19 protein-coding genes are annotated in these 21551 nt (G+C 58.2%); 8 read left to right on the top strand and 11 right to left on the bottom strand.

The genetic code is table 11. From position 1 onward, the window contains the following. The gene (gene yghU, locus FIV05_RS24545; protein ID WP_152511322.1) at positions 1-870 is read right to left on the bottom strand and encodes a glutathione-dependent disulfide-bond oxidoreductase; all 870 of its coding nucleotides are present in this window, start codon (positions 868-870) and stop codon (positions 1-3) included. A 441-nt stretch (positions 871-1311) separates the two neighbouring features. Here yghU and FIV05_RS24540 point away from each other — a divergent pair, with 441 nt between their 5' ends. Beyond that, entirely contained in the window at positions 1312-2712 is a 1401-nt protein-coding gene (locus FIV05_RS24540; RefSeq protein ID WP_152511321.1) for a selenium-binding protein SBP56-related protein, read from the top strand. 78 nt (positions 2713-2790) lie between these two features. Continuing rightward, complete coding sequence (locus FIV05_RS24535) at positions 2791-3375, top strand: hypothetical protein (RefSeq protein ID WP_286202316.1); 585 nt, start codon at positions 2791-2793, stop codon at positions 3373-3375. 8 nt (positions 3376-3383) lie between these two features. On the opposite strand, the gene FIV05_RS24530 is transcribed toward FIV05_RS24535, so the two are convergent. Then, complete coding sequence (locus FIV05_RS24530) at positions 3384-4643, bottom strand: Xaa-Pro peptidase family protein (protein WP_152511319.1); 1260 nt, start codon at positions 4641-4643, stop codon at positions 3384-3386. A 95-nt stretch (positions 4644-4738) separates the two neighbouring features. On the opposite strand from FIV05_RS24530, the gene FIV05_RS24525 reads away from it, so the two are divergent. Then, a complete protein-coding gene (locus FIV05_RS24525; protein WP_152511318.1) occupies positions 4739-5626 on the top strand; it encodes a LysR family transcriptional regulator in 888 nt (295 codons plus the stop codon). Between the two features lie 4 nt (positions 5627-5630). On the opposite strand, the gene FIV05_RS24520 is transcribed toward FIV05_RS24525, so the two are convergent. The 4 genes from FIV05_RS24520 to FIV05_RS24505 form a co-directional block, all read right to left on the bottom strand. Further along, entirely contained in the window at positions 5631-6062 is a 432-nt protein-coding gene (locus FIV05_RS24520) for a universal stress protein (protein ID WP_152511317.1), read from the bottom strand. Continuing rightward, positions 6059-8695, bottom strand: coding sequence for a TRAP transporter permease (locus tag FIV05_RS24515; protein WP_152511316.1), 2637 nt, complete (start codon positions 8693-8695; stop codon positions 6059-6061). The genes FIV05_RS24520 and FIV05_RS24515 overlap by 4 nt, the downstream gene beginning before the upstream one ends. Before the next feature lie 184 nt (positions 8696-8879). Further along, the gene (locus FIV05_RS24510) at positions 8880-9848 is read right to left on the bottom strand and encodes a TAXI family TRAP transporter solute-binding subunit (RefSeq protein WP_023000225.1); all 969 of its coding nucleotides are present in this window, start codon (positions 9846-9848) and stop codon (positions 8880-8882) included. Between the two features lie 52 nt (positions 9849-9900). Continuing rightward, the gene (locus tag FIV05_RS24505; protein ID WP_055659167.1) at positions 9901-10770 is read right to left on the bottom strand and encodes a MurR/RpiR family transcriptional regulator; all 870 of its coding nucleotides are present in this window, start codon (positions 10768-10770) and stop codon (positions 9901-9903) included. Positions 10771-11084: 314 nt separating this feature from the next. On the opposite strand from FIV05_RS24505, the gene FIV05_RS24500 reads away from it, so the two are divergent. After that, entirely contained in the window at positions 11085-11975 is an 891-nt protein-coding gene (locus FIV05_RS24500; RefSeq protein WP_152511315.1) for an alpha/beta hydrolase, read from the top strand. 86 nt (positions 11976-12061) lie between these two features. Here the strand turns inward: FIV05_RS24500 and egtD are convergent, their stop codons facing one another. After that, positions 12062-13024: an L-histidine N(alpha)-methyltransferase gene (gene egtD, locus FIV05_RS24495; RefSeq protein WP_173013933.1), complete on the bottom strand. Its 963-nt coding sequence runs from the start codon at positions 13022-13024 to the stop codon at positions 12062-12064. Beyond that, entirely contained in the window at positions 13024-14289 is a 1266-nt protein-coding gene (egtB, locus tag FIV05_RS24490) for an ergothioneine biosynthesis protein EgtB (protein ID WP_152511313.1), read from the bottom strand. Before egtB ends, egtD begins: the two co-directional genes overlap by 1 nt. 541 nt (positions 14290-14830) lie before the next feature. On the opposite strand from egtB, the gene FIV05_RS24485 reads away from it, so the two are divergent. The 3 genes from FIV05_RS24485 to dapA all read left to right on the top strand — a co-directional run bounded on the left by FIV05_RS24485 (position 14831) and on the right by dapA (position 16771). Next, positions 14831-15424, top strand: coding sequence for a TetR/AcrR family transcriptional regulator (locus tag FIV05_RS24485; protein WP_152511312.1), 594 nt, complete (start codon positions 14831-14833; stop codon positions 15422-15424). Positions 15425-15464: 40 nt separating this feature from the next. Then, entirely contained in the window at positions 15465-15749 is a 285-nt protein-coding gene (locus FIV05_RS24480; protein WP_152511311.1) for a hypothetical protein, read from the top strand. Between the two features lie 143 nt (positions 15750-15892). Continuing rightward, positions 15893-16771, top strand: a complete 879-nt coding sequence (gene dapA, locus FIV05_RS24475; RefSeq protein WP_152511310.1) for a 4-hydroxy-tetrahydrodipicolinate synthase — start codon at positions 15893-15895, stop codon at positions 16769-16771. Positions 16772-16885: 114 nt separating this feature from the next. Here the strand turns inward: dapA and metG are convergent, their stop codons facing one another. The 3 genes from metG to FIV05_RS24460 all read right to left on the bottom strand — a co-directional run bounded on the left by metG (position 16886) and on the right by FIV05_RS24460 (position 20922). Next, positions 16886-18406: a methionine--tRNA ligase gene (metG, locus tag FIV05_RS24470; RefSeq protein WP_152511309.1), complete on the bottom strand. Its 1521-nt coding sequence runs from the start codon at positions 18404-18406 to the stop codon at positions 16886-16888. A gap of 183 nt (positions 18407-18589) precedes the next feature. Next, on the bottom strand, positions 18590-19585 hold the full coding sequence (locus FIV05_RS24465) for a YeiH family protein (RefSeq protein WP_023000216.1): 996 nt from the start codon (positions 19583-19585) through the stop codon (positions 18590-18592). A 26-nt stretch (positions 19586-19611) separates the two neighbouring features. Next, complete coding sequence (locus tag FIV05_RS24460) at positions 19612-20922, bottom strand: cytochrome c peroxidase (RefSeq protein ID WP_286202230.1); 1311 nt, start codon at positions 20920-20922, stop codon at positions 19612-19614. A 9-nt stretch (positions 20923-20931) separates the two neighbouring features. On the opposite strand from FIV05_RS24460, the gene FIV05_RS24455 reads away from it, so the two are divergent. Next, complete coding sequence (locus tag FIV05_RS24455; RefSeq protein ID WP_023000214.1) at positions 20932-21414, top strand: tetratricopeptide repeat protein; 483 nt, start codon at positions 20932-20934, stop codon at positions 21412-21414. The last annotated feature ends 137 nt before the right edge of the window (positions 21415-21551 follow it).

Genomic DNA, 21551 nt, shown 5'->3' with positions numbered 1-21551 from the left:
TTATTCTGCAGCAGGGTCCAGCGCGGCTTTTGCGTCCAGATCCGCGGCATCATGACGCTCCGGAAGCTGCTCGTGATCTTCTCCCCAGGTCCGGTTCACCTTGCGCCCGCGAACAACCGCCGGGCGGGCATCGATCTTCTGGGCCCAGGCCAGGAGATTCTTGTATTCGTGAACGGAGAGGAATTCCGCCGCATCATAGGCGCGGCCAAGAACCATTCCGCCATACCAGGGGAAGATCGCCATATCGGCGATGGTATAGTCGTCACCGGCGATGTAGGGGCGATCAGCCAGCGCCTTGTCGAGGACGTCAAGCTGGCGCTTGGCTTCCATTGCGAAGCGATCGATGGGGTATTGGTACTTTTCCGGCGCATAGGCGTAGAAATGGCCAAAGCCGCCGCCAAGATAAGGGGCGGATCCCATCTGCCAGAACAGCCAGTTCAGCGTTTCGGTGCGCTTCGCCGGATCCTTGGGCAGGAATTCACCGAATTTCTCGGCCAGATACAGCAGAATGGAGCCGGATTCGAACACGCGCGTCGGGGTCTCGGTCGAGTGGTCGACAAGCGCCGGGATCTTGGAATTGGGATTGGCTTCCACGAAACCGCTGGAGAATTGGTCGCCTTCGTTGATCTTGATCAGCCAGGCATCATATTCAGCATCCTTGTGACCGAGCGCGAGCAACTCCTCGAGCATCACCGTCACCTTGACGCCGTTCGGGGTTGCCAGAGAATAAAGCTGAAGCGGATGCTTGCCGACAGGCCGGTCCTTCTCGTGGGTTGAACCGGAAATAGGCCGGTTGATATTGGCGAACTGGCCGCCGCTCGGCTGTTCCCAGGTCCAGACTTTGGGCGGGGTGTAGGTCGGGTCACTCATGTGAAAGGGTCTCCGGAACGGGTCGGGCAGTAAAGGAAGGCGTGGATCGAGCCAAGGTTTGTTCGATCCATCGCAATCTTACGATTAAATAGGCGGCAATGGCAGGATTGCCTAGGGTCGATTTTTGTTCTGAGGCAAATTATTGCGCAAAATTGGACCTCAGTGAAACCCGGTCGCGATAAGTTCCAGTTTTGAGGTTTTCTGTTCTTTCTTCTTCGTCAAAGTTAGGATGCGTTTTCGTCATCGACCCCTGAACGTATTTCGGGCATTGTACTAAAGTCGCAATCGGAAATGCCATTGGTCGGCACGGTGATCTTTGGCGCGGCCCGGCTGCAAAACGCAGGACAAGCAGCACAGGAGATGAATTCGGGAGGTCGGTAACAACAAGAAGAGGAATGCGGACATCCCGTCTTGAATGTCATCACGTTTAGGGAGGACGACATGAATTTAAGGCCCGATCCGAGTTTTTATCCGACGCCGCGCATGGCAATGGAAGCGCCGGTTGAGAAGCTGGCTTTCACCCTGATGCTCAGTCCAGATTTCTCTCAACCCGATGGTCTGGCTGTCGTCAATGTCGATCCGCAAAGTCCTGACTACGGCAAGATCGTGCATACCGTCTTCATGCCGAACAAGGGAGACGAATTCCACCATTTCGGGTGGAACGCCTGTTCTTCGGCATTGTCGCCACTGACAGGGCATGCCTTTCTAGAGCGCCGTTACCTGATCATCCCGGGCATCCGGTCGTCACGCATCTACGTCGTTGACGTGAAAGAGCCGCTTCAAGCGAAAATTCACAAGATCATCGAACCGGAAGAAGTCTTCGCCAAGACTGGTTATTCCCGCCCGCACACCATCCATTGCGGGCCGGAGGGCATCTATGTCTCGACTCTTGGGGGAGGCGGTGCGGATGGCACCGACGGGCCTCCGGGCATCTTTATCATGGACTGCGAGACCTTCGACATTCTCGGCCGGTATGAAATGGATCGTGGCATCCAGGACAAACACTATGATTTCTGGTGGAACCTGCCGCGCGACTACATGGTGTCGTCGGAGTGGGGACTGCCGCCACAGTTCGAGAACGGTCTCGTCGCGGAAGACCTTCTGTCCAATAAATACGGCCACAGCCTGCATTTCTGGGATCTGCGCGGGCGAAAGAACATCCAGACCATCGATCTGGGCGAAAACCACCAGATGGCGCTAGAGGTTCGCCCTGCCCACGATCCCGCCAAACAATACGGCTTTTGTGGCGTTGTCGTCGACACAACCAACCTGCAAGGGGCTATCTTCACCTGGTGGCGCAAGGACGATGGCACGTTTGAAGCCAAGAAGACCATCACCATCGACCCGCAGCCGGCCGATCCCGCAGACCTGCCTGAAATGCTGAAGGGGTTTTCCGCTGTTCCACCGCTGGTGACCGACATCGACCTGAGCCTCGATGACAAATATCTCTACGTCGCATGCTGGGGCACCGGTGAAATGCATCAGTATAATGTCTCCGACCCAATGAACCCGACGCTCGCCGGCAAGGTCGAGATCGGCGGGATCGTGAAGAAGACGAAACACCCGAACGGCAAGGACTTCGGTTACGGACCGCAAATGGTCGAGATCAGCCGGGATGGTCAGCGCGTCTATTGGACCAACTCGCTCTATTCCACCTGGGACGAACAGTTCTATCCGGGAGAGCGCGGCGCCGCGATGGTGATGGCTCGTGTAGGAGCCGGTGGCGGATTGACGCTCGATCCGGATTTCTGGGTCGAGTTTCCGGCGGGCTACAGGTCGCACCAGATCCGGCTTGAAGGCGGGGACTGCTCTACCGACAGTTTCTGCTTCCCGTCGGTCTAGGTTTTGGAAGAGGCGAGTTTGTCGGCTCTCTGGTGGGCCGTCGTTGCGTCTGGTCTCTATCACGGCGTGAACCCGGGCATGGGTTGGCCGCTGGCGGTGTCGGCTGCCTTGATGGAACAACGCACGCTGGCCCTGCCGCGTGCGTTGTTGCTGCTGGCGGTCGGGCATCTGGCGGCGATGCTGGTTATTCTCTTGCCTTTTTCGGCAATGATCACGCTGGTTTCCCTGGAACGGGAAATCCGCATTGGCGCTGCCTGTCTGGTGATCGGCATGGGGCTGTACCTGCTGATCGCTGATCGCCATCCACGCTTTCTGGCCCGTATTTCACCAGCGAAGCTCGGCCTCTGGTCCTTTCTGGTGGCGATTGCCCATGGGGCAGGGCTCATGCTGGTGCCAATCTACCTGGGCATCTGCGCAATGGAGCAGGAGGCAGGCCACGCGGCGGCCGGAACACTCATGGGGGCAGATTTGAGGATGGCGTTGCTCGTGGCCGCGGTCCACACGCTCGCCATGGCGCTTGCCGGTGGCCTTCTGGCCATCGGCGTCTATTTCTGGCTGGGCCTGCGGTTCCTGCAAAAGGCGTGGTTCAACCTGGACAGGGTCTGGGCAGCCAGCCTCGTTTTCGTCGGTTTGTTTGCCCTTGTCCTGGCGCTCCGGAGCTGAGCTGCTCATCAGGTCAGCAGATGTGCCTCGAACGGAAACATCGACAGTGTCTCGATGCCGGTTTCGGTGATCAAGACCTGCTGCTCCAGCTTGACGCCTTCCTTGGCACCATCCTCGCCAATGTAGCTTTCGACACACAGTGTCATGCCCGGTTCCACGACGCCGTCATATCCGGCGTCCGGAAAGTCGCCATGGTGATAGAGGTAGGGGTATTCGCCGGTCATGCCACAGCCATGGGCAGACAGATAGTAGCGGTTGGCATAGTAGCGGTCGGGGATGTTCCACGCCCGGTCGGCATATTCCCGGAAGCTCATTCCGGGCATCAGAATGCCCATGTTGTAGTGAACCTGCTCGTAGGCGACCTTGTAAAGTTCGCGCTGGGTGTCCGTCGGCCGGTCCGGGCCGGAGTGGAAGGTGCGTGAAAAGTCGGCATAATAACCGTGGCAGCCGACAACATCCGTATCGAGGGCTATCAGCTCGTTGGCGCCGATGACGTTGTCAGAAGTTTCCTGGAACCATGGATTGGTGCGCGCACCTGCATTCAGCAGTCTCGTTTCGACATAGTCGCCGTTCTGCGCGATGATCGACTTGTGCAGCACTGACCAGAGTTCGGCTTCGGTAAGCCCCGGGCGAATTGCTTCACGCAGCTTGCCGACGCCTATTTCCGTCGCGCGCAACGAAGCAATCACGCATTTCATTTCTTCCGGCGATTTGATCGCGCGCGCCATCTCCACGGGTTGCTGCGCGTCGACCACGTTGAGCCCGGCTTCTTTCAGCGCAATGGCCGTTCCAGCATTAAGACGTTCCAGCCCCACCGTGGCTTCCTTCAAGCCTGTCAGCTCATGGATGGTATCTGCCATCTCCGCTGCCCATACGCGTTCGCGCTCTGCAATATGAGGACCGGCAGCGACAAAGCTCGCAGTCTTCGAAGGGCGGACCTCATCGACGGTTTCGTACCCCTCTCCAAGATGAAGACAGCCGGTGAACTCGAAAAGAATGGAGCGGTTCTGGGTCAGCAGCAGGTAGCGCGACGGGGCATTGCGCATGGAAAAAACCTGCATGTTCCGCGTGCCGGTCGCATAGCGGATGTTGACCGGGTCGGAAAGGATTACCGCATCAACATCATATTCGGCCATCTTCTGCCGCACGCGCTGCTGCCGGTATGTGCGCACGGCCACCAGATCGATCCCTTCCACCTCGGGTGCGCGGTCAAGCTGCGCCAGTCCCTGAAGGTCGCTGCGCTCCGCGTGCCAGTCCAGTTCCGCCATCTGTTATCGTCTCCAGTTCAACTGGTTGGAATATCGGGCGGGTTTTGAATTCTTAAAAGACTGGAAAAAATCAGTTCATTGGATAACCTGCAGTAATGCAAGCTTATCGGAAATCACTCCCGCCGCTCGACACATTGGTCTTCTTTGAAGCCGCCATGCGTCATCTGAACTTTACAGAGGCTGCAGAAGAACTCTTTGTGACACAAGCGGCCGTTTCCAAACGCATCCGGCAGCTGGAAGACTGGCTGGGCGTCGACCTGTTCGAGCGGTCCGGTCGCAGGCTTCAGCCGACTGAGGCAGGAACATATCTTGCCGAGAAGACCGGCATGACACTGGATTATCTGACTCAGGCGCTGAGCGCGCTGAAAGTGCCGGAGAGGCCCGTCGTGCGGATTGCGTCAGTGACGGCACTTGCTGCCTTCTGGCTCCAGCCGAAGCTCAAGGAATTTGCACTGTCAGACGAAGCCTGCCTGTTCAATCTGGCAACAGCAGACGATCTGGGAGACCTGCTCAAACCAGAGCACGACCTTGTCATCCTGCACGGGGACGGCCGGTTTCCGGGCTGGCAGTCGGAATTGTTGTTTCAGGAGGTCCTGACACCTGTCGGCATGCCGGAAATTATTGACGCCCTGCGGTCAGGAGGTGGCGGTAAACAGCCGGCGCTTCTCAACTACCCGCGTCTTGCTCCGAACTGGATCGACTGGACTGGCTGGATCCAGCGGTCAGGGAGATTGGATCTGAAAGATTGGCCTGTTCAGTCATGTGCAAGCTACAATCAGTCTATAGGGCGGGCCTTGAAGGGGCTCGGCATTGCGCTTGGCGCCTTGCCATTGTTGCGGGAAGAGATTTCTTCGGGAAGGCTCGTGCCGCTGGACGGCGCTACGCTCAAGACGGGAATGGGCTATTACATCGCCTGGCCAAACATGCGGCCGCTCGGCACGGAGGCCGAGCGACTGAAATCCGCGCTGCTGGATGCCGGCTGAGGCCTCAGTTCCTCACCACATAGACCGAGCATTTCGAGTGACGCACGACCCGCGCTGCGTTTGGTCCAAGCAGGAATTCGCTCAGATGCGGCTGGTGGGCGCCAATGACAATGAGGTCTGCCCCGATCTTTTTCGCGACTTCCAGGATTTCCTCGTAAATGGAGCCGGTGGCGACCAGATGCCGGATTTCGCTGTTTCTTTCCGCCCCGAGGATGCTTGAGACCTTCTCGACCAGCTTCTTCTGGGTTTCCGTCACCATCTGGCCCTGGAAGTTCTCGTCAAAATAGGACGCGACAAGATTGATGCCGGCGCTCGGGACGACCGTGATCACATCGAGCTGGGCACCGTCCAGTCGGGCGAGCTTGTCGGCCGTTTCCAGAACCTTGGTGTCGTTATCCTGCTGGACGTCGACGGCACACAAAATGGATTTCGTCATGCCGCTACTCCTTCTTCACGGTTGGTCCGGCCAGCGCGGGCGCGCTGGAGCAGGAAGACAAGGGCCAGAAGCAGAAGCCCCGGAATATAGATCAGTTCCTTCGGCAATTGATCTGCTTCGAGGCGGGCTTCCTTCACGACCACGGGTTCGTCGCCGTAGAAGTCGAACGTTCCGAGCTGTTCGAAGTAGGGCGTCCCCGGGAAGGGTTCCTCCAGCTTCAGAACACCGTCTTCTTCGAGGGTCGTCAGGCCAAGCGCCTGGAGCCTCGCTTCACCGCCGTCTTCACTTCCGGGCATGATCGCAATGCGCGTCTCCATCGTGTTGCCGGTGTCGAAATCCGGTCCACTCAGCACCAGACGGATCTCGCTGCCTGCAGGTGCATCGCCAACTGCCTGGACGAAACGGTCCGGCGAGACGATCTCGAACGGAGGCTGGATCCGGTTCATGAAGAAATCCGGACGGAACAGCACGAAGGCGATCAGCACCAGGGCGACACTCTCGTAGATCCTGTTCTTGGTCACGAAGTAGCCCATGGTACCTGCGGTAAACACGAGGATGGCGATCGTCGCCATGATGAAGACGAGTATGCCCTGGGTCACCGTGACGTCGATCAGGAGAAGATCGGTGTTGAAGATGAAGACGAAGGGCAGGGCGACCGTCCGCAGCGAATAGAAGAAAGCCGTGAACCCGGTCTTGATGGCATCGCCTCCTGACACCGCTGCCGCGGCAAAGGAGGCTAGACCCACGGGTGGCGTTACGTCCGCCATGATGCCGAAGTAGAAGACGAACAGGTGCACGGCAATGAGCGGAACTATCAGTCCGGATTGCGCGCCAAGTTCGACCACAACCCCGGCCATCAGTGATGACACGACGATGTAGTTGGCTGTTGTCGGCAGACCCATGCCAAGAATCAGCGACAGGACGCCGACGAAGACCAGCATCAGCACCAGATTGCCACCGGATACGAACTCAACGAGATCGGCCATCACCTGGCCGATACCGGTCAGGGTGACCGTGCCGACGATGATGCCGGCTGTCGCAGTTGCAAGACCGATGCCGATCATGTTGCGGGCACCGTCGATCATGCCGTGGACGAGGTCGTTGACGCCTGCCTTGAAAGCTTCGACTGTCTCGTTCTCGCCCCGGAAGATCGCCTTGATCGGACGCTGGGTCAAAAGGATCGCGAAGAGCAGAGCTGTTGCCCAGAAGGCTGAAAGACCCGGTGACTTCTGCTCGATCATCAGGAAGTAGACCAGCACGACGATCGGGAGCAGGTAGTAGAGACCAGCCTTGTAGATCTGGGAAATATCCGGAAGCGTGATCTCCTTGGCGTTGGGATCGTCCGGATGAAGGTCGTCAACGCTGGCGGCCAGTTTCAAAAGCGCGATATAGGCAACGAACACCAGTAGCGCGAGGATCCACGACGCGCCTTCCGGTACCAGGGCGACAATCCAGCCAACCGGGTATTGCACGCCATAGCAAAGAGCGGCAAAGGCGGCGAAAAACACGAACATTCCAATGATCGTGCGCAGAGTTGAAACGGTCTTGTGCCCGATGGTGGGCATGTTCCGCTTAACGGCTTCAAGGTGCACGATATAGACCAGCGCGATGTAGGAAATCACGGCCGGCAGAAAGGCGTGAGTGATCACGTCGACATAGGAAATGCCGACATATTCGACCATCAGAAAGGCGGCGGCGCCCATCACCGGCGGCATGATCTGGCCGTTCACGGATGATGCGACCTCAACCGATCCGGCCTGCTCGGATGTGAAGCCGACGCGCTTCATCAGCGGAATGGTGAATGTGCCCGTGGTAACGACGTTTGCGATTGACGAGCCGGAGATGAGGCCGGTGGCTGCAGAGCCGACAACGGCTGCCTTGGCAGGGCCACCCTTCAGGTGACCGAGCGCGCCGAAGGCCATCTTGATGAAGTAGTTGCCCGCACCAGCCTTGTCCAGCAATGCGCCAAAGAGCACGAACAGGAAGACGAACTTGGTGGAGACACCGAGCGCGATACCGAAGACACCCTCCGACGTGATCCACATGTGGCTCATCGCCTTTTGCAGCGAAGCGCCCTTCCAGCGGATGACCTCCGGGACCCATTCTGAGGAGCCGAAGAAGACGTAGAGCAGGAATACGGTTGCGACGATGGCCATGGCCGGGCCGAGTGCCCTGCGTGCAGCTTCAAACAGGACAACGATACCGGCAAGGGCAAACCACTTGTCGGTGTCGTCGGCCAGACCACCGTTGGCAACGATCTTGTCGTAGAAGAAGAAGCCGTAAAGCGAAATGAAGGCGCCGAAAAACGCCAGGGCCCAGTCCTGGATCGGGACGCGGTGTCTCGGACTGCTCGACAGTGCGGGGTAGGCCATGAATGCCAGGAACATCGCAAACGCCAGATGCACCTGTCGGCTGTTGTTGATGATGTCCGACGGCAGTACGTAGTAGACGATGGGGGAGGCTAGCAGAACCTGGAAGCAGGACCAGATCAGGGCCACGGTGGCGATCATCATCCCGACGGATCCGGCAGGGTTCCTGGACCCGGAATCGGAGGAGGCGACGAGTTCCTGAAGTTCTTCTTCGGATAGTCCCTGTCGTTGGTCCCGTCCGTTCGGCTGGTTCTGTTCAGACATCAAGTTCCCCCGGTCTTCCGGCTGAAGCACAACATTGGCGTTGCGCTCGGCTGGCACCCGACAGCCACGCAGCCCGTGGCATCTGTTAATTCAATCAAGAAATGCCTTGGCCAAAATGTCGTTCAATGGGCCGCAGCAGAGAAACGGGCCCGGACATGGTCCGGACCCGAAATGTTGGCAAGGATTAGTTGATCCAGCCCTGTTCCTGGTAGTACTTCGCAGCACCCGGATGAAGCGGTGCGGACAGGCCGTCCTTCACCATTTCTTCCGGCTTCAGGTTTGCAAAGGCAGGATGCAGCTTCTTGAAGGCATCGAAGTTCTCGAACACTGACTTGACCAGCGTGTAGACGACTTCATCATCCACCTTGGCGGACGTGATGAAGGTCGCGCCGACACCGAAGGTGGTGACGTCTTCGTCATTGCCGCGATACATGCCGCCCGGGATGGTGGCCTTGCGGTAGTAGCTGTTGTCTTCGATCAGCTTTCCGACAACCGGGCCGTCAACGTTCACGAGTTTGGAATCGCACGCCGTGGTTGCTTCCTGAATGGAACCGGACGGGTGGCCGACCGTGTAAACCATGGCATCGATCTGGTTGTCGCAGAGGGCGGCAGACTGTTCTGCAGCCTTCAGCTCGGTCGCCTGCGCGAAGTCATCCGTGGACCAGCCCATCGCTTCCATCAGAACTTCCATGGTGCCGCGCTGACCAGAACCCGGGTTGCCGATGTTGACACGCTTGCCTTTCAGGTCCTCGAAGGACGTGACGCCGCTATCGGCACGGGCAACGACGGTGAACGGCTCGGGGTGCACGGAGAAGACGGCTCGCAGGTCTTCGAACGGGCCTTTTTCCTCGAACTGCGAGGTGCCGTTGTAAGCGTGATACTGCCAATCGGACTGGGCAACACCAAACTCCAGTTCGCCTTCACGCACCGTGTTGATGTTGTAGACGGAACCGCCGGTGGACTCCACGGAGCAGCGAATGCCATGGTCCTTGCGGCCCTTGTTGACGAGCCGGCAAATGGCTCCGCCGGTCGGATAGTAAACGCCAGTCACACCACCAGTGCCGATGGTGATGAATTGCTCTGCAGAGGCTGCGCCGGTGAATGCGATGCTGGTCGCCATAACGGCGCCCGCAAGGTTCAGTTTCATCATCATTTGACTTGGCTTCCCTTTGTTTGAATTCTTGTGTCCGGCATGGCGATCCACGCTAGACGTTTTCAAATTCGTCGAGCAGACGATTGTGTCTGTCGACCTCCTGGATCCGGGCTTCCGCCTCGGCTCCGGCCCGCGCAACCAGCATGCCTGTAATGGTTTCGATAAGCACAAGCGTGGCTGCGTAAGACGAGAAAAAGTGTGGACTTTCAGTGCGTTGTATGAAGTGGTAATTCGCGAATTGCAACCCTGGAAAGGCGTGGCTGTCGGTCAGGACGATCACCTGTGCACCATTTCCTGCCGCCACTTTTGCCGCGCGCACCGAACGGTGGGCATATGGGTGCTTGGACAAGACGATGACCGTGTCGGCCGATGTAATGCCGGCAAGCGTGCTGCCCAGAGTGGCGCCATTGCGCCCGGCAACGACCCACCTGTCATCGAACCACTTGGCCAGATAGGCGAAATAGTCGGTAAAACCTGCTGAGGCGAGGGCACCTATCAGTATGATCTTGCGGGACTGGCTGAGCCGGTCGACAGCAGCATCCAGTACGGCCGGATCAATGTCGTCCACCAGTGCCTTGATGTTGTCGATGCAAGCGGAGACCTGACGTGGCAGCAAAGGCAGGTCGGCATCCGAGCGCAGTTTCCTGGCCTTGTCCTGAAACGTGTCCCGCCCACGGTGGCTCAACTCGTTCCGGGCCTGTTCGCGCAACGCTTCGTAATCAGAAAAACCCAGTGCCCTTGCAAGTCGGGTGTAGCTCGCCGGCGAAACACCACTGGCCGATGCGACCGACCTCAGGCTGCGGGTGGCGATTTCCACCTGGTTTTCCGCAATGTAATCCGCTGCCGTACGCAATGCATCGCTCAGGTCGGCATAATTGGCCGAAATTGCGGTGCGAAGATGGGGCGGCGAAATGGTTTCCATCCGGTTACTGTTCCATTTGTTTTTTACATTGTCAATTTGTGAAACAAATGTTTCGCGTTGAAAACGATCCCTCCCTTTCTACCGGAAATCCCTACGGTTTTGCCCGTCTTGCCCGCACTGGCAAGGCAGTCAAATGTCCCTGTCCAAGTTGGTTTGGCACGGCGATGACGGTTCTCGGAAACTGCTCAAAACGTCACTGATAAAAATACACGCATAAATTGATTTTTGAAATTTTATTACACGTTAAGGTTTTGTTAATGATATAATCCATTGGGGGCATTGCACTTTTCCTGTGACCATAAGGGGAGAGAGACATGACTGAATACACATCGAGAACTTTGGCCGAATGTGGCCGGTCGGTGCTGTTGACACTTGCAATGGCAGCTCCGGCAGTCGCCGGAGACTTCTTTGAAGTCGAGCCCGGGGTCGATCTCTATTACGAGGATCACGGTTCGGGTCTTCCGATCGTGTTTGTTCCCGGTTGGACTTTCACCACGCAGGTGTTCGAACATCAGATCGAGGCCTTCGCGAAAGACCACCGGGTCATCACCTTCGATCCTCGCAGCCACGGCCGCTCGACGCTGACTTTGGAAGGCAACAACTACGTTACCCAGGGGGCCGACCTTGCAAGGTTGCTCGATCATCTCAAGGTCGAAAAGCCGGTGCTGGTGGGTTGGTCATTCGGTTGCCTGACCACGTGGGAATTCATCAAGACAAGGTCTGTGGATGCTGCATCCGCCCATATGTGCATCGATCTTTCGCCGACACCGCTAACCGGCAACGACGGCGACTGGGCTGAGGGAAGTGTCGCGGAAATTGCGGAACTTTACAGCGGCATTCAGTCAGCTGAAGGCCAACGCAACGTCATCAACTGGTATGCCGACGAGGTCATGATCGAACAGGACTACACGCCGGAACTGTCCCGCTGGATTGTCGACCAGTCGACCAAGTCGCCACCTTTCGTGGCCGCGGTTTATCTGGCGGCCGGAAATTTCAGCAATTACCTAGAGACGGCCAAGGAGGTCGATGCGAAGCTGCCGTCGGCCTTCGTGATCGCCGATCACTGGTCCGACAGTGCCAGGGCCTATCTCGCCGTCCATACGCCCAACAGCTCGGTTCAGGCCTTTGGCGGCCATATGATGTTCTGGGAGTATCCGGACCGGTTCAACAGGGTGCTGGCCGGTTTCATCGCACAGATCGAATAAGCGCCAGGCTCTAATTGAGTAAGTGGCGGGTGAGGCCTTGAAACGTTGCCACACCCGCATCTGTTTGGTGACCCAAGTCGAAGGGCTTAAGCAGCCTGCAACGTATAGACCGAGAACCAGTAGTTCTCGTCGCTGTCGACGTCGGTGATCTGCCATCCGCCATCGCTGGCGATGCCTTCGAACGCCTCCTCACTGTATTTGTGCGAGTTTTCCGTGTGGATTGTCTCGCCCTTTGCGAATGTGACGGTTTCCCCGGCGATGGAGACCTGCTGCTGAACCAGGCTTTCCAGATGCATCTCGATACGGCTTTCGCTCACGTTCCAGACGGCTTTGTGTGCGAAGGCGGCGATATCGAAATCGCCATCCAGTTCCCTGTTGATCCGCTGCAAAAGGTTCTGGTTGAAGGCTGCTGTGATCCCGGCTGGATCGTCATAGGCTTCCTGCAGGACTTTTGCATCCTTTGGCCGGTCGACACCGATAACCAGGCTGGCCTCCGGCATGGCCGAGCGAATGTTTGCCAGGAGCGCGGCCGCTTCGGATTTTTCGAAGTTGCCGATCGTGGAACCGGGAAAGAAGATCAGCACTGGCAACTCGGGCAGCAAGGGCAGTTGTCCGAAAGGCTGTGTGAAATCGGCGGCAACCGGGATTACCGCCAATGACGGGTATGCGCGGCGAACCCTTTCGGCGGCAGCTTTCAGGTGATTGGCCGAAATGTCGATCGGCATGTAGACGGACAGGTCCGGAAAGGCATCCAGCAACAGGTCTGTCTTGCGGCTGGACCCGCTGCCCAGTTCCACCATCGCTCCGCGTGCGCCCGGTAGACGGCGATATTTCCTGGCATTCCGGGCGAGGATCGAAATCTCCGTTCGGGTCGGGTAATAGGCATCCAGCTCCGTGATCGCTTCGAACAGATGTGACCCCACATCGTCGTAGAGCCATTTGCTGCTGATCGCTTTCCGGTCCTGGCGGAGACCGGAGAGAATGTCGTCGCGAAACATATCCGACTGGATCTCGTCCGTTTGGTTCTCGGGAGAAACATGCTTGGTCATCATTGATCTCCCGCCAGCCTCAGGCCGAGCATCTGCCAGCGTTGGTGTGGATAGAAGAAGGTGCGGTACGACGACCGCAACTGGTCCTTCGGGGTCGCGCAGGAGCCGCCGCGCAGCACCATCTGGTTGACCATGAACTTGCCATTGTATTCGCCAATGGCCCCCTCGGGTGGTCTGAAACCCGGATAGGGGCTGAAAGCGCTGCTGGTCCATTGCCAGACATCGCCCCAAAGGCCGGGTCTGCGGCCAACAGGCTGAAAGGCTCCGCTTTCCAGGAAATTGCCTTCGATCGGGGTTGGCTCTGCAGCGGCTTCCCACTCTGCTTCCGTCGGCAACCGGCGACCTGCCCAGCGGGCAAAGGCTTCCGCTTCGTAGTAACTGACGTGGACGACCGGTGCCGCAAGATCAACCGGTCGCGGTCCCTGCAAGGTATAGGTCCACCATTGACCGTCCTGTTGCCACCAGTAGAGGGGGCTATCCCAACCGTTCTTCTCTCGCACGGCCCAGCCTTCCATCAGCCAGAGCGTTTGGGTTGAGTAACCACCATCTTCCATGAAGGCAATCCACTCGCCGTTTGTTACGGGACGATCCGCAAGACGGTAGGGCTCCAGCCAGACCTTGTGACGTGGCCCTTCGCAGTCATAAGCAAAGCCGGTCCCGTCGTGGCCGATTTCGAGAAGACCGCCGTCGTAGGAAACCCATTCGGCGGTTTCAACCGCGCTGACCGGTGCCGGTTTTGGCTCGATATAGGCAGGCAGCAGCGGATTGAAGGAAAACGCATGGAGGAGATCGGTGACCAGCAGTTCCTGATGCTGCATCTCATGATGACAGCCGAGGGTGATCAGCTCTTCAAGCTTGTCCTGTTCGAGCGAAAAGGCGTTTCGGGCAACTCCTTCACGCAGGGCGTCTTCGACATGTGAGCGGTAGTCAAGCACGTCGGTGGCGCTGGGCCGCGAAAGCAGGCCCCGTCTCGACCGGGTATGCCTTGGGCCGGCTTGTACGTAGTACGAATTGAAGAGCACGGCGAAACGATCATCGCGTGGCTGATAGCCAGGTAGCGAAGGCTTCAGGATGAATTCTTCGAAGAACCAAGTGGTATGTGCCATGTGCCACTTGGGCGGGCTGGCATCCTCCATGGATTGCAACCCCATATCCTCCGGACTGAGGGGGGCGGCGAGAGCAAGTGTCTGTGCCCTGACCCGATCGAACAGGTCGGTAACGGCGGAAAGAGGCGCTTCATGCGTCCGCTCATCCAGCAATGTCATGTCAATCCCTCCACGCGGGAACCGGCTGCTGTGCCTCCAGCCGGACCTGTGTCTGCCACCAAGCGACTTCTAGGTAGGCAGCGAACGGGGCATTCCAATGTCGGAAATTGCACCGGTCCTGTGCACAAATGCGCGATCAAGGCACTTGGTTGCGTGCTGTTGATAAAAAAGAACATTGTTGAGATTGATCTTCAATCGGTTGGATCGGGTGCGGAAAGTCACCAAGTCGTTGAGAGTGATGGAAGTTTTGCGTTTTTCCCTCCCGCAGATCAGGTGTGACCGTCGAGACCCATCCTAAAAAACAGCTACTGACAGGGTGTGTCAGGAGTTGCTGCAACCAGAGTTCACATTGATGTGAGGGAAGCGAAAATCGTTTCGCGTCAGCTTGAAATGACCCGTCGCAGCAGTGCCGCACTGCCTGCCTCGGGCGGCCTGGGTGTTTTCCTGATGAACTTAACTTGACATATTCGGACGATCGTCCTAATTCGTCGATAGGTCACTTGTCCTAACGAATGATGCGGAAATACGAAGGGAGATGGATATGGTTGCGGCAGGCGAGACACGGCGTCAGATCGTGGATGCGGCGGACAGCCTTTTCTATGCCCAGGGTTTTACGCAGACGTCCTTCGCGGACATTGCCGCAGCGGTCAAAATCTCACGCGGCAACTTCTATTACCATTTCAAGACCAAGGACGAGATCCTCGATGCCGTGATCGACAAGCGTTTGTCGGATCGAAGAGAGCTGCTCGCCAAATGGAACGAGACGGCGGATGAAGCACGGAAACGGATTGAATGTTTTATCCGGATTGTCATCGTCAACCAGGCGAAGATCATGGCTTACGGCTGTCCCGTCGGTACGCTGACGACGGAGCTGGCAAAGATCGATCATCCCTCATGGGACAAGGCCAACGAGATCATGGCCTTGTTCGGCGACTGGCTTGAGTCACAGTTTAACGAACTCGGCTGCGGTGAGAATTCGCGGGACAATGCCATGCATGTCCTTGGCTGGAGCCAGGGTGTCGCGACACTCGCCCAGGCATTCAAGGACAAGGCCTATGTCGAGCGTGAAGTCTCGAAAATCCTGAGCTGGCTGGACGGTGTCATTGCCGGAATACAGCAGAACAAGATCCAGTAACTCGCCTTTGCCTTTCTTAAAAACCTACATGGAGAATGACATGTTTGTCGTGACACTCACCTTTGCTGACAAATCCCGGGCAGGCGAATTCATGGAGGGCCACAAGGCCTGGATCCAACGCGGGTTCGAGCAAGGATATTTCCTGATGGTCGGCAGCCTGCAGCCGAACCGCGGCGGCGGGATCCTTGCGCACGGCGCTAACCTGGAAAAACTTGAAGGGTTTGTTGCTGAAGACCCTTTCGTTGCTGAAGGTGTCGTGACCGCCGAAATTCTGGAAATAACACCTGCGCGGCTTGATGACCGTTTGGAGTTTTTGGCTGCCTGATCGCGGATCACGATGCAGTTAGATGTTCATGAGGGACGGGGCAGGTTGCCAGTGACGGGTTTTTGGTGGCACATCGATCTGGAATGACTATCGATGGACATGGGACCGCGCTTTCAGACAGCGCGGATCCGGGAGGACGCCACATGCTCGAACTCAAGGGATCCATTCCCGCCCTTGTCACACCGTTCAGGGACGGAAGCGTTGACATCGAAGCGCTGGAACGCCTCGTTGAGTGGCACATTGCCCAGGGCAGCGACGGGCTGGTTGCTGTCGGGACGACGGGCGAAAGCCCGACTGTCTCCAAGATCGAGCATAAGGACGTCATCAAGCGGGTCGTCGATCTCGTGGCCGGCCGCATTCCGGTTGTTGCCGGCACTGGCTCCAACGCAACGGCACAATCCCTCGACATGCTTCAGCACGCTGAAGCCGTTGGCGCAGATGCGGCGCTGGTCGTGACGCCCTATTACAACAAGCCCAACCAGGCAGGCCTGCTCAGCCACTACCAGGTTCTCCACGACAACAGCGCGATCCCGATCATCCTCTACAATATTCCGGGCCGGTGTGTGATCGACATATTGCCGGAAGCCATGGCCGAGATGGCACGCTGGCCGCGGATTATCGGCGTGAAGGATGCCACCGGCAGCATGGAGCGGGTCAGCAAGCAAAGGGCACTTTGCGGCAAGGCTTTCATGCAGTTCAGTGCAGAGGACGCCGCCGCACTGGGTTTCAACGCCCATGGCGGGCAGGGGTGCATTTCAGTGACCGCAAACGTGGCTCCAGGCCTTTGTGCCGACTTCCAGAGCGCATCACTTGCAGAAAACCTCGAACTTGCCCGGGAGTATCAGGACCGCCTGTTGCCGCTCCACTCCGCGATGTTCCTCGAGCCACCCGCAGCCTGCGCCAAATACGGCCTGTCCAGGCTGGGGCTTTGCCGCGAAGATGTCCGCTTGCCGCTGACCCCGGTGACCGAGGCAACCCGTCGCGAGATCGACAAAGCCATGGAATTCGCCGGTCTGCTCTAGAGCCCCAGCTCATTCGCCGTACACTCTGTGGCTGCAAATCGCTTTCCGTGCGATTGGATATCTGAAGCGCCCCTGCTCGGGGCGCTTCATTTTTTTGATCAAGCCGTGTCGGGCTTACTGAACACGCGGATAAAGCGTCTCGATTTCGCCGAGATCGCTATTGCCTTCCAGCCGGTCAAGTTCCGGCTTCCACGGGCAGGCGACAGCCGGTGCGTTCAGCATGGCAAGAGCCTTCCCGGCAGATGCAGGGATGACCTGTGTCAGCGCTTCCATGACGACGCGCAGGCAGTCCAGCGTCACGTAGATCACCGTCTGGCAACGCTCGCGGGTCTCCTCGTTCTTGATGAGATCCCAGGGAGCCTGTTCGGCGAAGTAGTTGTTCATCTCGTCGGCGACGGTGATGATCGACTGCATGCGAGCCGGGATTTCAGCAAGGTTGACCCATTCGCCCATGCCCTTGGTGGCTTCAAGCACGGACTTGCGGATTGCTTCGTCCTCGGCTGACAGCGGACCCGGTGCCGGCAGTTTGCCGTCAAAACGGGCCTTGGAGAACTTGGCTGCCCGCGACAGCAGGTTGCCGATCTTGTTGCCCAGTTCCGTGTTGTAGGACTGGGTGATGAAATCGACCGAAATCTGGCTGTCGCTGTCCGCACGCATGTGCCGGGCGAGGTACCAGCGCAAGGCGTCGACGCCCAGCTTCTCGATGACCTCGATCGGATCAACAACGTTGCCGATGGACTTCGACATCTTGACGCCGCCCGCACCAACCCAGTGGCTGTGAACAGACAGCTTCTTCGGCAGCGGGAGTCCGGCGGCCATCAGCATGATCGGCCAGTAGACGCCATGCGGCTTGAGGATATCCTTGCCGATCAGATGCTCGCATTCCGCCCACCAGCTCTCGTAGCCTGCGTCCGGCCAGTTGATGTTGGTGAGGTAGTTCGCCAGCGCATCGAACCAGACATAGGTGACGAAGTCGGTGTCGAAAGGCAGTTCGATACCCAGGGTTACACGGGCCTTCGGCCGGGAGATGCAGAGATCTTCCAGCGGTTCGGACAGCATCTGCTTCAGTTCGTTCTTGAACGTTTCGGGCTGCACGAAGTCCGGATTTTCGGCGATGTGCTGCAGAAGGCGCTCGCGGAACGGTTCCATCTTCAGGAAGTAGTTGGTCTCCTCCGTCTGCTCCACCTTCATTGTCGGGTGCAGCGGGCACTGGCCCTCTTCGGTCAGATCGGATTCCTTCTTGAACTCCTCGCAGCCCTTGCAGTAGGTGCCGGTGTAGTTCTTCTTGACGATCAGATCCTTGTCGAAGATCGATTGCTCCATTCCAGCGACAGCCGTCTTGTGGCCCTCGCGGCTGGTGCGCACGAAATAGTCGTAAGCCACGTCCAGACGGTCGAAGACATCGCGGAATTCTGCACAGCGCATGTTGAGGTAGTCTTCAACAGACATTCCCTCTTTTTCCGCTGCTTCCTGGTTCTTCTGTCCGTGCTCGTCCACGCCGGTGGACAGCATCATGTCATACCCCAGCGCCTGTCGGTTGCGTTTCAGGATATCGGCCATCACGGAGGTGAAGGCGTGACCGATATGCGGAGAACCGTTGACGTAGTAGATCGGGGTGGTGATGTAGCTTTTCATCCAAACGCTTTCGAAATGTTTGGGCGGAAACAAGTCCGGTCCGGCCTGTTGCGGCGCATCTGCCGTTCCGCCTAAAGAGGTGCGAGCTATATTCCATACTCGCCCGCACAAGAAAAGCCCCGGCCTTTGAAAAGACCGGGGTTCTGCTTCGTTATATGGGGTGCGGCAAGGCCGATTGTAAGGTCAGCCGATCAGCCAGATGCCGCCCAGAACGAAGAGAGCCAGAAACGCTGTCTGCGTGACCAGCATCCAGATGGCCGGGCCGCCAACTTCCAGCAGTTTCGGGATCGAGGTTTTCATGCCGACTGCCGCAATGGCGGCCAGCAACGCCCAGCGGGAAACGTGTCCGGCCGCCTCCTTGGCAACGTCCGGAATAAGGCCGAAGGAATTGAGTGCGGCAAGCACCAGGAAGGCGACAACAAACGCCGGCATGATCGGAGGACGGGCGCTTCCCGGCTCCGAACTCTTGCGCAGGATGAGCGCCGCGACCAGAACGATGGGCGCCAGCATGGTGACGCGGATCAGTTTCACCAGCGTCGAGAGGTCTCCGGTTTCCTCGGAGATCGAAAAACCGGCCCCGACAACCTGGGCAACATCGTGGATCGTGCCGCCAAGGAAGACACCGGTCGCGTCCATGGAAAGGCCGAGGGAGGAGGTGAGGATCGGGTAGAAGATCATCGCCAGTGTGGACAGGACGGTCACGGTAATCACCGTAAAGGCGAGATCGCGTTCGGCATGTTCGCGCTTCGGCAGGATGGAGCCGATGGCCATGGCCGCGGAGGCACCGCAAATGGCGACCGCGCCGCCGGTCAGAAACGAAAACAACCTGTCTCTTCCGAACAGCCCGCCGATCAAGAGGGAAAAGCCGATGGTAACCAGGACCCCGAGGATCACCAGAAGCAGAAACGGCAGACCCAGCTGCTGCACCATTTCCACGCTGATGCGCACGCCGAGCAGGGCAACGCCGACACGAAGCAGCGTGCGGGCTGCAAAGGCGATGCCTTCGCCCGTGCGCTGTTCCTCCGACAGGAAGTTCAGCGGCATGCCAAGCAGGATGGCCATCAACATGGCCGGTGCCCCGTAGTGCTCGTTGAGGAATTGCGCGGCGATGGCGACAAGCCCGGCAATCGCAATACCCGGGAACAGCCGGTTAGCCCGGTCTTTCAATGGAGCAACCATGAAACGTTCTTTGTCCTTGTTGATGTTTACCGGTCGACGGGAAGGCCGCTCGGGACAGTGGCAGGGATGCCGAAGGGCGGAGCTGTGACGGACTGCGTGCCGGTCAGGCTTTTCAGGAAAGCCTCCAGATCGGCAATCTCCGCATCCGAAAGGGGGAGAGGTTCAATATCCCTGAATCGGGCCTGACGCGCCATCTCACGAGCGTCATTCCAGACCACAAAATCGATCGCCTGCAGCCAGGGCGCTTGTGGAAGGGCTGCGATTTCCGGTGTCCAGGCTTTCAGCATTCCATCGGGGTCGAGATGATGCCGGATGATCCCCTCCAGCGTGGGGTAGGCGCCATTGTGGCCGTAAGGGGCGGTCAGCTCGACATTGCGCAGCATCGGGGTCCTGAACCGGTATGCATCTTCCAGGCGGTCGGTTTCTCCCATCACGCCGACATCGCGCACCATCGGATCGAAGCTGCGGGTGCGGCCAGGACCAAAGGGAGGCAGGCCCAGGGCGTGGAACTTCTGATCGCTGAGCAGTTTGCCCGAATGACACGAGGAGCACCCGGCCTTGCCGTAGAAGAGATCGAGACCACGCTTCTGGGCCGGAAGCAGAGCGCTTTCGTCACCGGCGAGATACGCGTCGAACGGGCTGTCGAAGCTCTGCCATTCAATTGCCTGGAAAGCTGCCAGCGCATTTGCGATTTCAACGATCGTGACCTCTTCAGGGGCGTCGACATGATCGAACGCCTCGACAAACAGGCGGCCATATTCCGGATTGATGCGGACGCGTTTGGCGAGGATCGGCCAGGCGTTGTCGATGCGATCGTAAATGGCCCCGGCGACTTCGTTTTCCTTCGGATTGCCCGCCATCTCGAACTGGGCGGTCACCGGAAAGACAGCCTGGGCGGCGAGCAGTGAATTGAAGCCCGTGGGTAACCGTTCTTCCGCCGGCGAATTGAAGCCGTTTTCGAAGGTATCGGCAATCGACAGGCGACCGTCATGAAACAGGACGTGGAGCTCTTTTGCTCCCAAGTTCCAAAGACCTGGAGCGTTTCGCGGAATCCGTTTCTTAATGCGGCTGTCACCGGTTCCGGCAATCCGCATGAGCCCCAACCCTTCGCCGCCTTCGCCGATGCCGAGCGACAACCGGTCCCCGGTGCCAAGGGTCGGGTGGTGGCATGTGGCGCAAGCAATATTCCTGTTGCCGGAGAGGATCTTGTCGTAAAAAAGCAACTGGCCGAGGGCTGCCTGCTTTCTGTCGAAGGCGATAAAATCGTCTTCCTTCAAGGGCGGTGGCAATTCGGAAGCAATCGCCGGTGCCGACAAGCCGAAGACCAGAGGGAGCAACCGCAACACATGAAAACGACGCTGACCGCCGCTCTTTTTGCTCTTGTGTTGTGCACGAGTTCTGCTCAGGCGGAAATCGAAGCCGCGCGTGACCTGATGGAGGCCAATCGCTACGAAGAGGCGATGAAGGAACTTTGGCCGGCGGCACGATCCGGCAACGCGGACGCCGAAGAGCTTATCGGCGTGATGTACGCCATGGGGCTGGGTGTCGAGCGCGACGACCAGCGGGCATTCGAGTGGTATCTCAGAAGCGCGATGAAGGGGCATCCGGGTGCCCAGTCCGGTGTCGGCTGGTACTACGAGGTTGGCCGGGGCATGCCGGCTCCGGATCTCGTGCGGGCTTACATGTGGTACACGCTCTCCGCCATCGGGGGGGACCCCGACGCCGCGATCTCTCTGGAAGAGGTGGTCAAGAAAATGACCAAAGACGAGATTGAGAAGGCGCATATCCTAGTCGGTGATTACAAGGTCTGGATGTATCCGTTCAATTGAAAGCTGCGGTTCGTTCCTGATCGGCGCAGAACTCGTGCGATCGAGTGCTGGGCGGACCAGACCATTGAACTCTGGCTTTCCCGGGTCTCCCACGGCTTCACCATGGGACGCATGCAGATCTCTGTCCAGTTTACGGC

It is taken from the genome of Labrenzia sp. THAF191a, assembly GCF_009363335.1.
Lineage (GTDB): Bacteria > Pseudomonadota > Alphaproteobacteria > Rhizobiales > Stappiaceae > Roseibium > Roseibium algicola.
Note: the sequence above shows the minus strand (reverse complement) of the source record. Positions and strands in the feature narration are given on the sequence as shown.

What these genes read in the sequence shown, in the direction of transcription:
- yghU (WP_152511322.1), bottom strand. Translation starts at nt 870, where the DNA reads ATGAGTGACCCGACCTACACCCCGCCCAAAGTCTGGACCTGGGAACAG.
- FIV05_RS24540 (WP_152511321.1), top strand. Translation starts at nt 1,312, where the DNA reads ATGAATTTAAGGCCCGATCCGAGTTTTTATCCGACGCCGCGCATGGCA.
- FIV05_RS24535 (WP_286202316.1), top strand. Translation starts at nt 2,791, where the DNA reads ATGGGTTGGCCGCTGGCGGTGTCGGCTGCCTTGATGGAACAACGCACG.
- FIV05_RS24530 (WP_152511319.1), bottom strand. Translation starts at nt 4,643, where the DNA reads ATGGCGGAACTGGACTGGCACGCGGAGCGCAGCGACCTTCAGGGACTG.
- FIV05_RS24525 (WP_152511318.1), top strand. Translation starts at nt 4,739, where the DNA reads ATGCAAGCTTATCGGAAATCACTCCCGCCGCTCGACACATTGGTCTTC.
- FIV05_RS24520 (WP_152511317.1), bottom strand. Translation starts at nt 6,062, where the DNA reads ATGACGAAATCCATTTTGTGTGCCGTCGACGTCCAGCAGGATAACGAC.
- FIV05_RS24515 (WP_152511316.1), bottom strand. Translation starts at nt 8,695, where the DNA reads ATGTCTGAACAGAACCAGCCGAACGGACGGGACCAACGACAGGGACTA.
- FIV05_RS24510 (WP_023000225.1), bottom strand. Translation starts at nt 9,848, where the DNA reads ATGATGATGAAACTGAACCTTGCGGGCGCCGTTATGGCGACCAGCATC.
- FIV05_RS24505 (WP_055659167.1), bottom strand. Translation starts at nt 10,770, where the DNA reads ATGGAAACCATTTCGCCGCCCCATCTTCGCACCGCAATTTCGGCCAAT.
- FIV05_RS24500 (WP_152511315.1), top strand. Translation starts at nt 11,085, where the DNA reads ATGACTGAATACACATCGAGAACTTTGGCCGAATGTGGCCGGTCGGTG.
- egtD (WP_173013933.1), bottom strand. Translation starts at nt 13,024, where the DNA reads ATGACCAAGCATGTTTCTCCCGAGAACCAAACGGACGAGATCCAGTCG.
- egtB (WP_152511313.1), bottom strand. Translation starts at nt 14,289, where the DNA reads ATGACATTGCTGGATGAGCGGACGCATGAAGCGCCTCTTTCCGCCGTT.
- FIV05_RS24485 (WP_152511312.1), top strand. Translation starts at nt 14,831, where the DNA reads ATGGTTGCGGCAGGCGAGACACGGCGTCAGATCGTGGATGCGGCGGAC.
- FIV05_RS24480 (WP_152511311.1), top strand. Translation starts at nt 15,465, where the DNA reads ATGTTTGTCGTGACACTCACCTTTGCTGACAAATCCCGGGCAGGCGAA.
- dapA (WP_152511310.1), top strand. Translation starts at nt 15,893, where the DNA reads ATGCTCGAACTCAAGGGATCCATTCCCGCCCTTGTCACACCGTTCAGG.
- metG (WP_152511309.1), bottom strand. Translation starts at nt 18,406, where the DNA reads ATGAAAAGCTACATCACCACCCCGATCTACTACGTCAACGGTTCTCCG.
- FIV05_RS24465 (WP_023000216.1), bottom strand. Translation starts at nt 19,585, where the DNA reads ATGGTTGCTCCATTGAAAGACCGGGCTAACCGGCTGTTCCCGGGTATT.
- FIV05_RS24455 (WP_023000214.1), top strand. Translation starts at nt 20,932, where the DNA reads ATGAAAACGACGCTGACCGCCGCTCTTTTTGCTCTTGTGTTGTGCACG.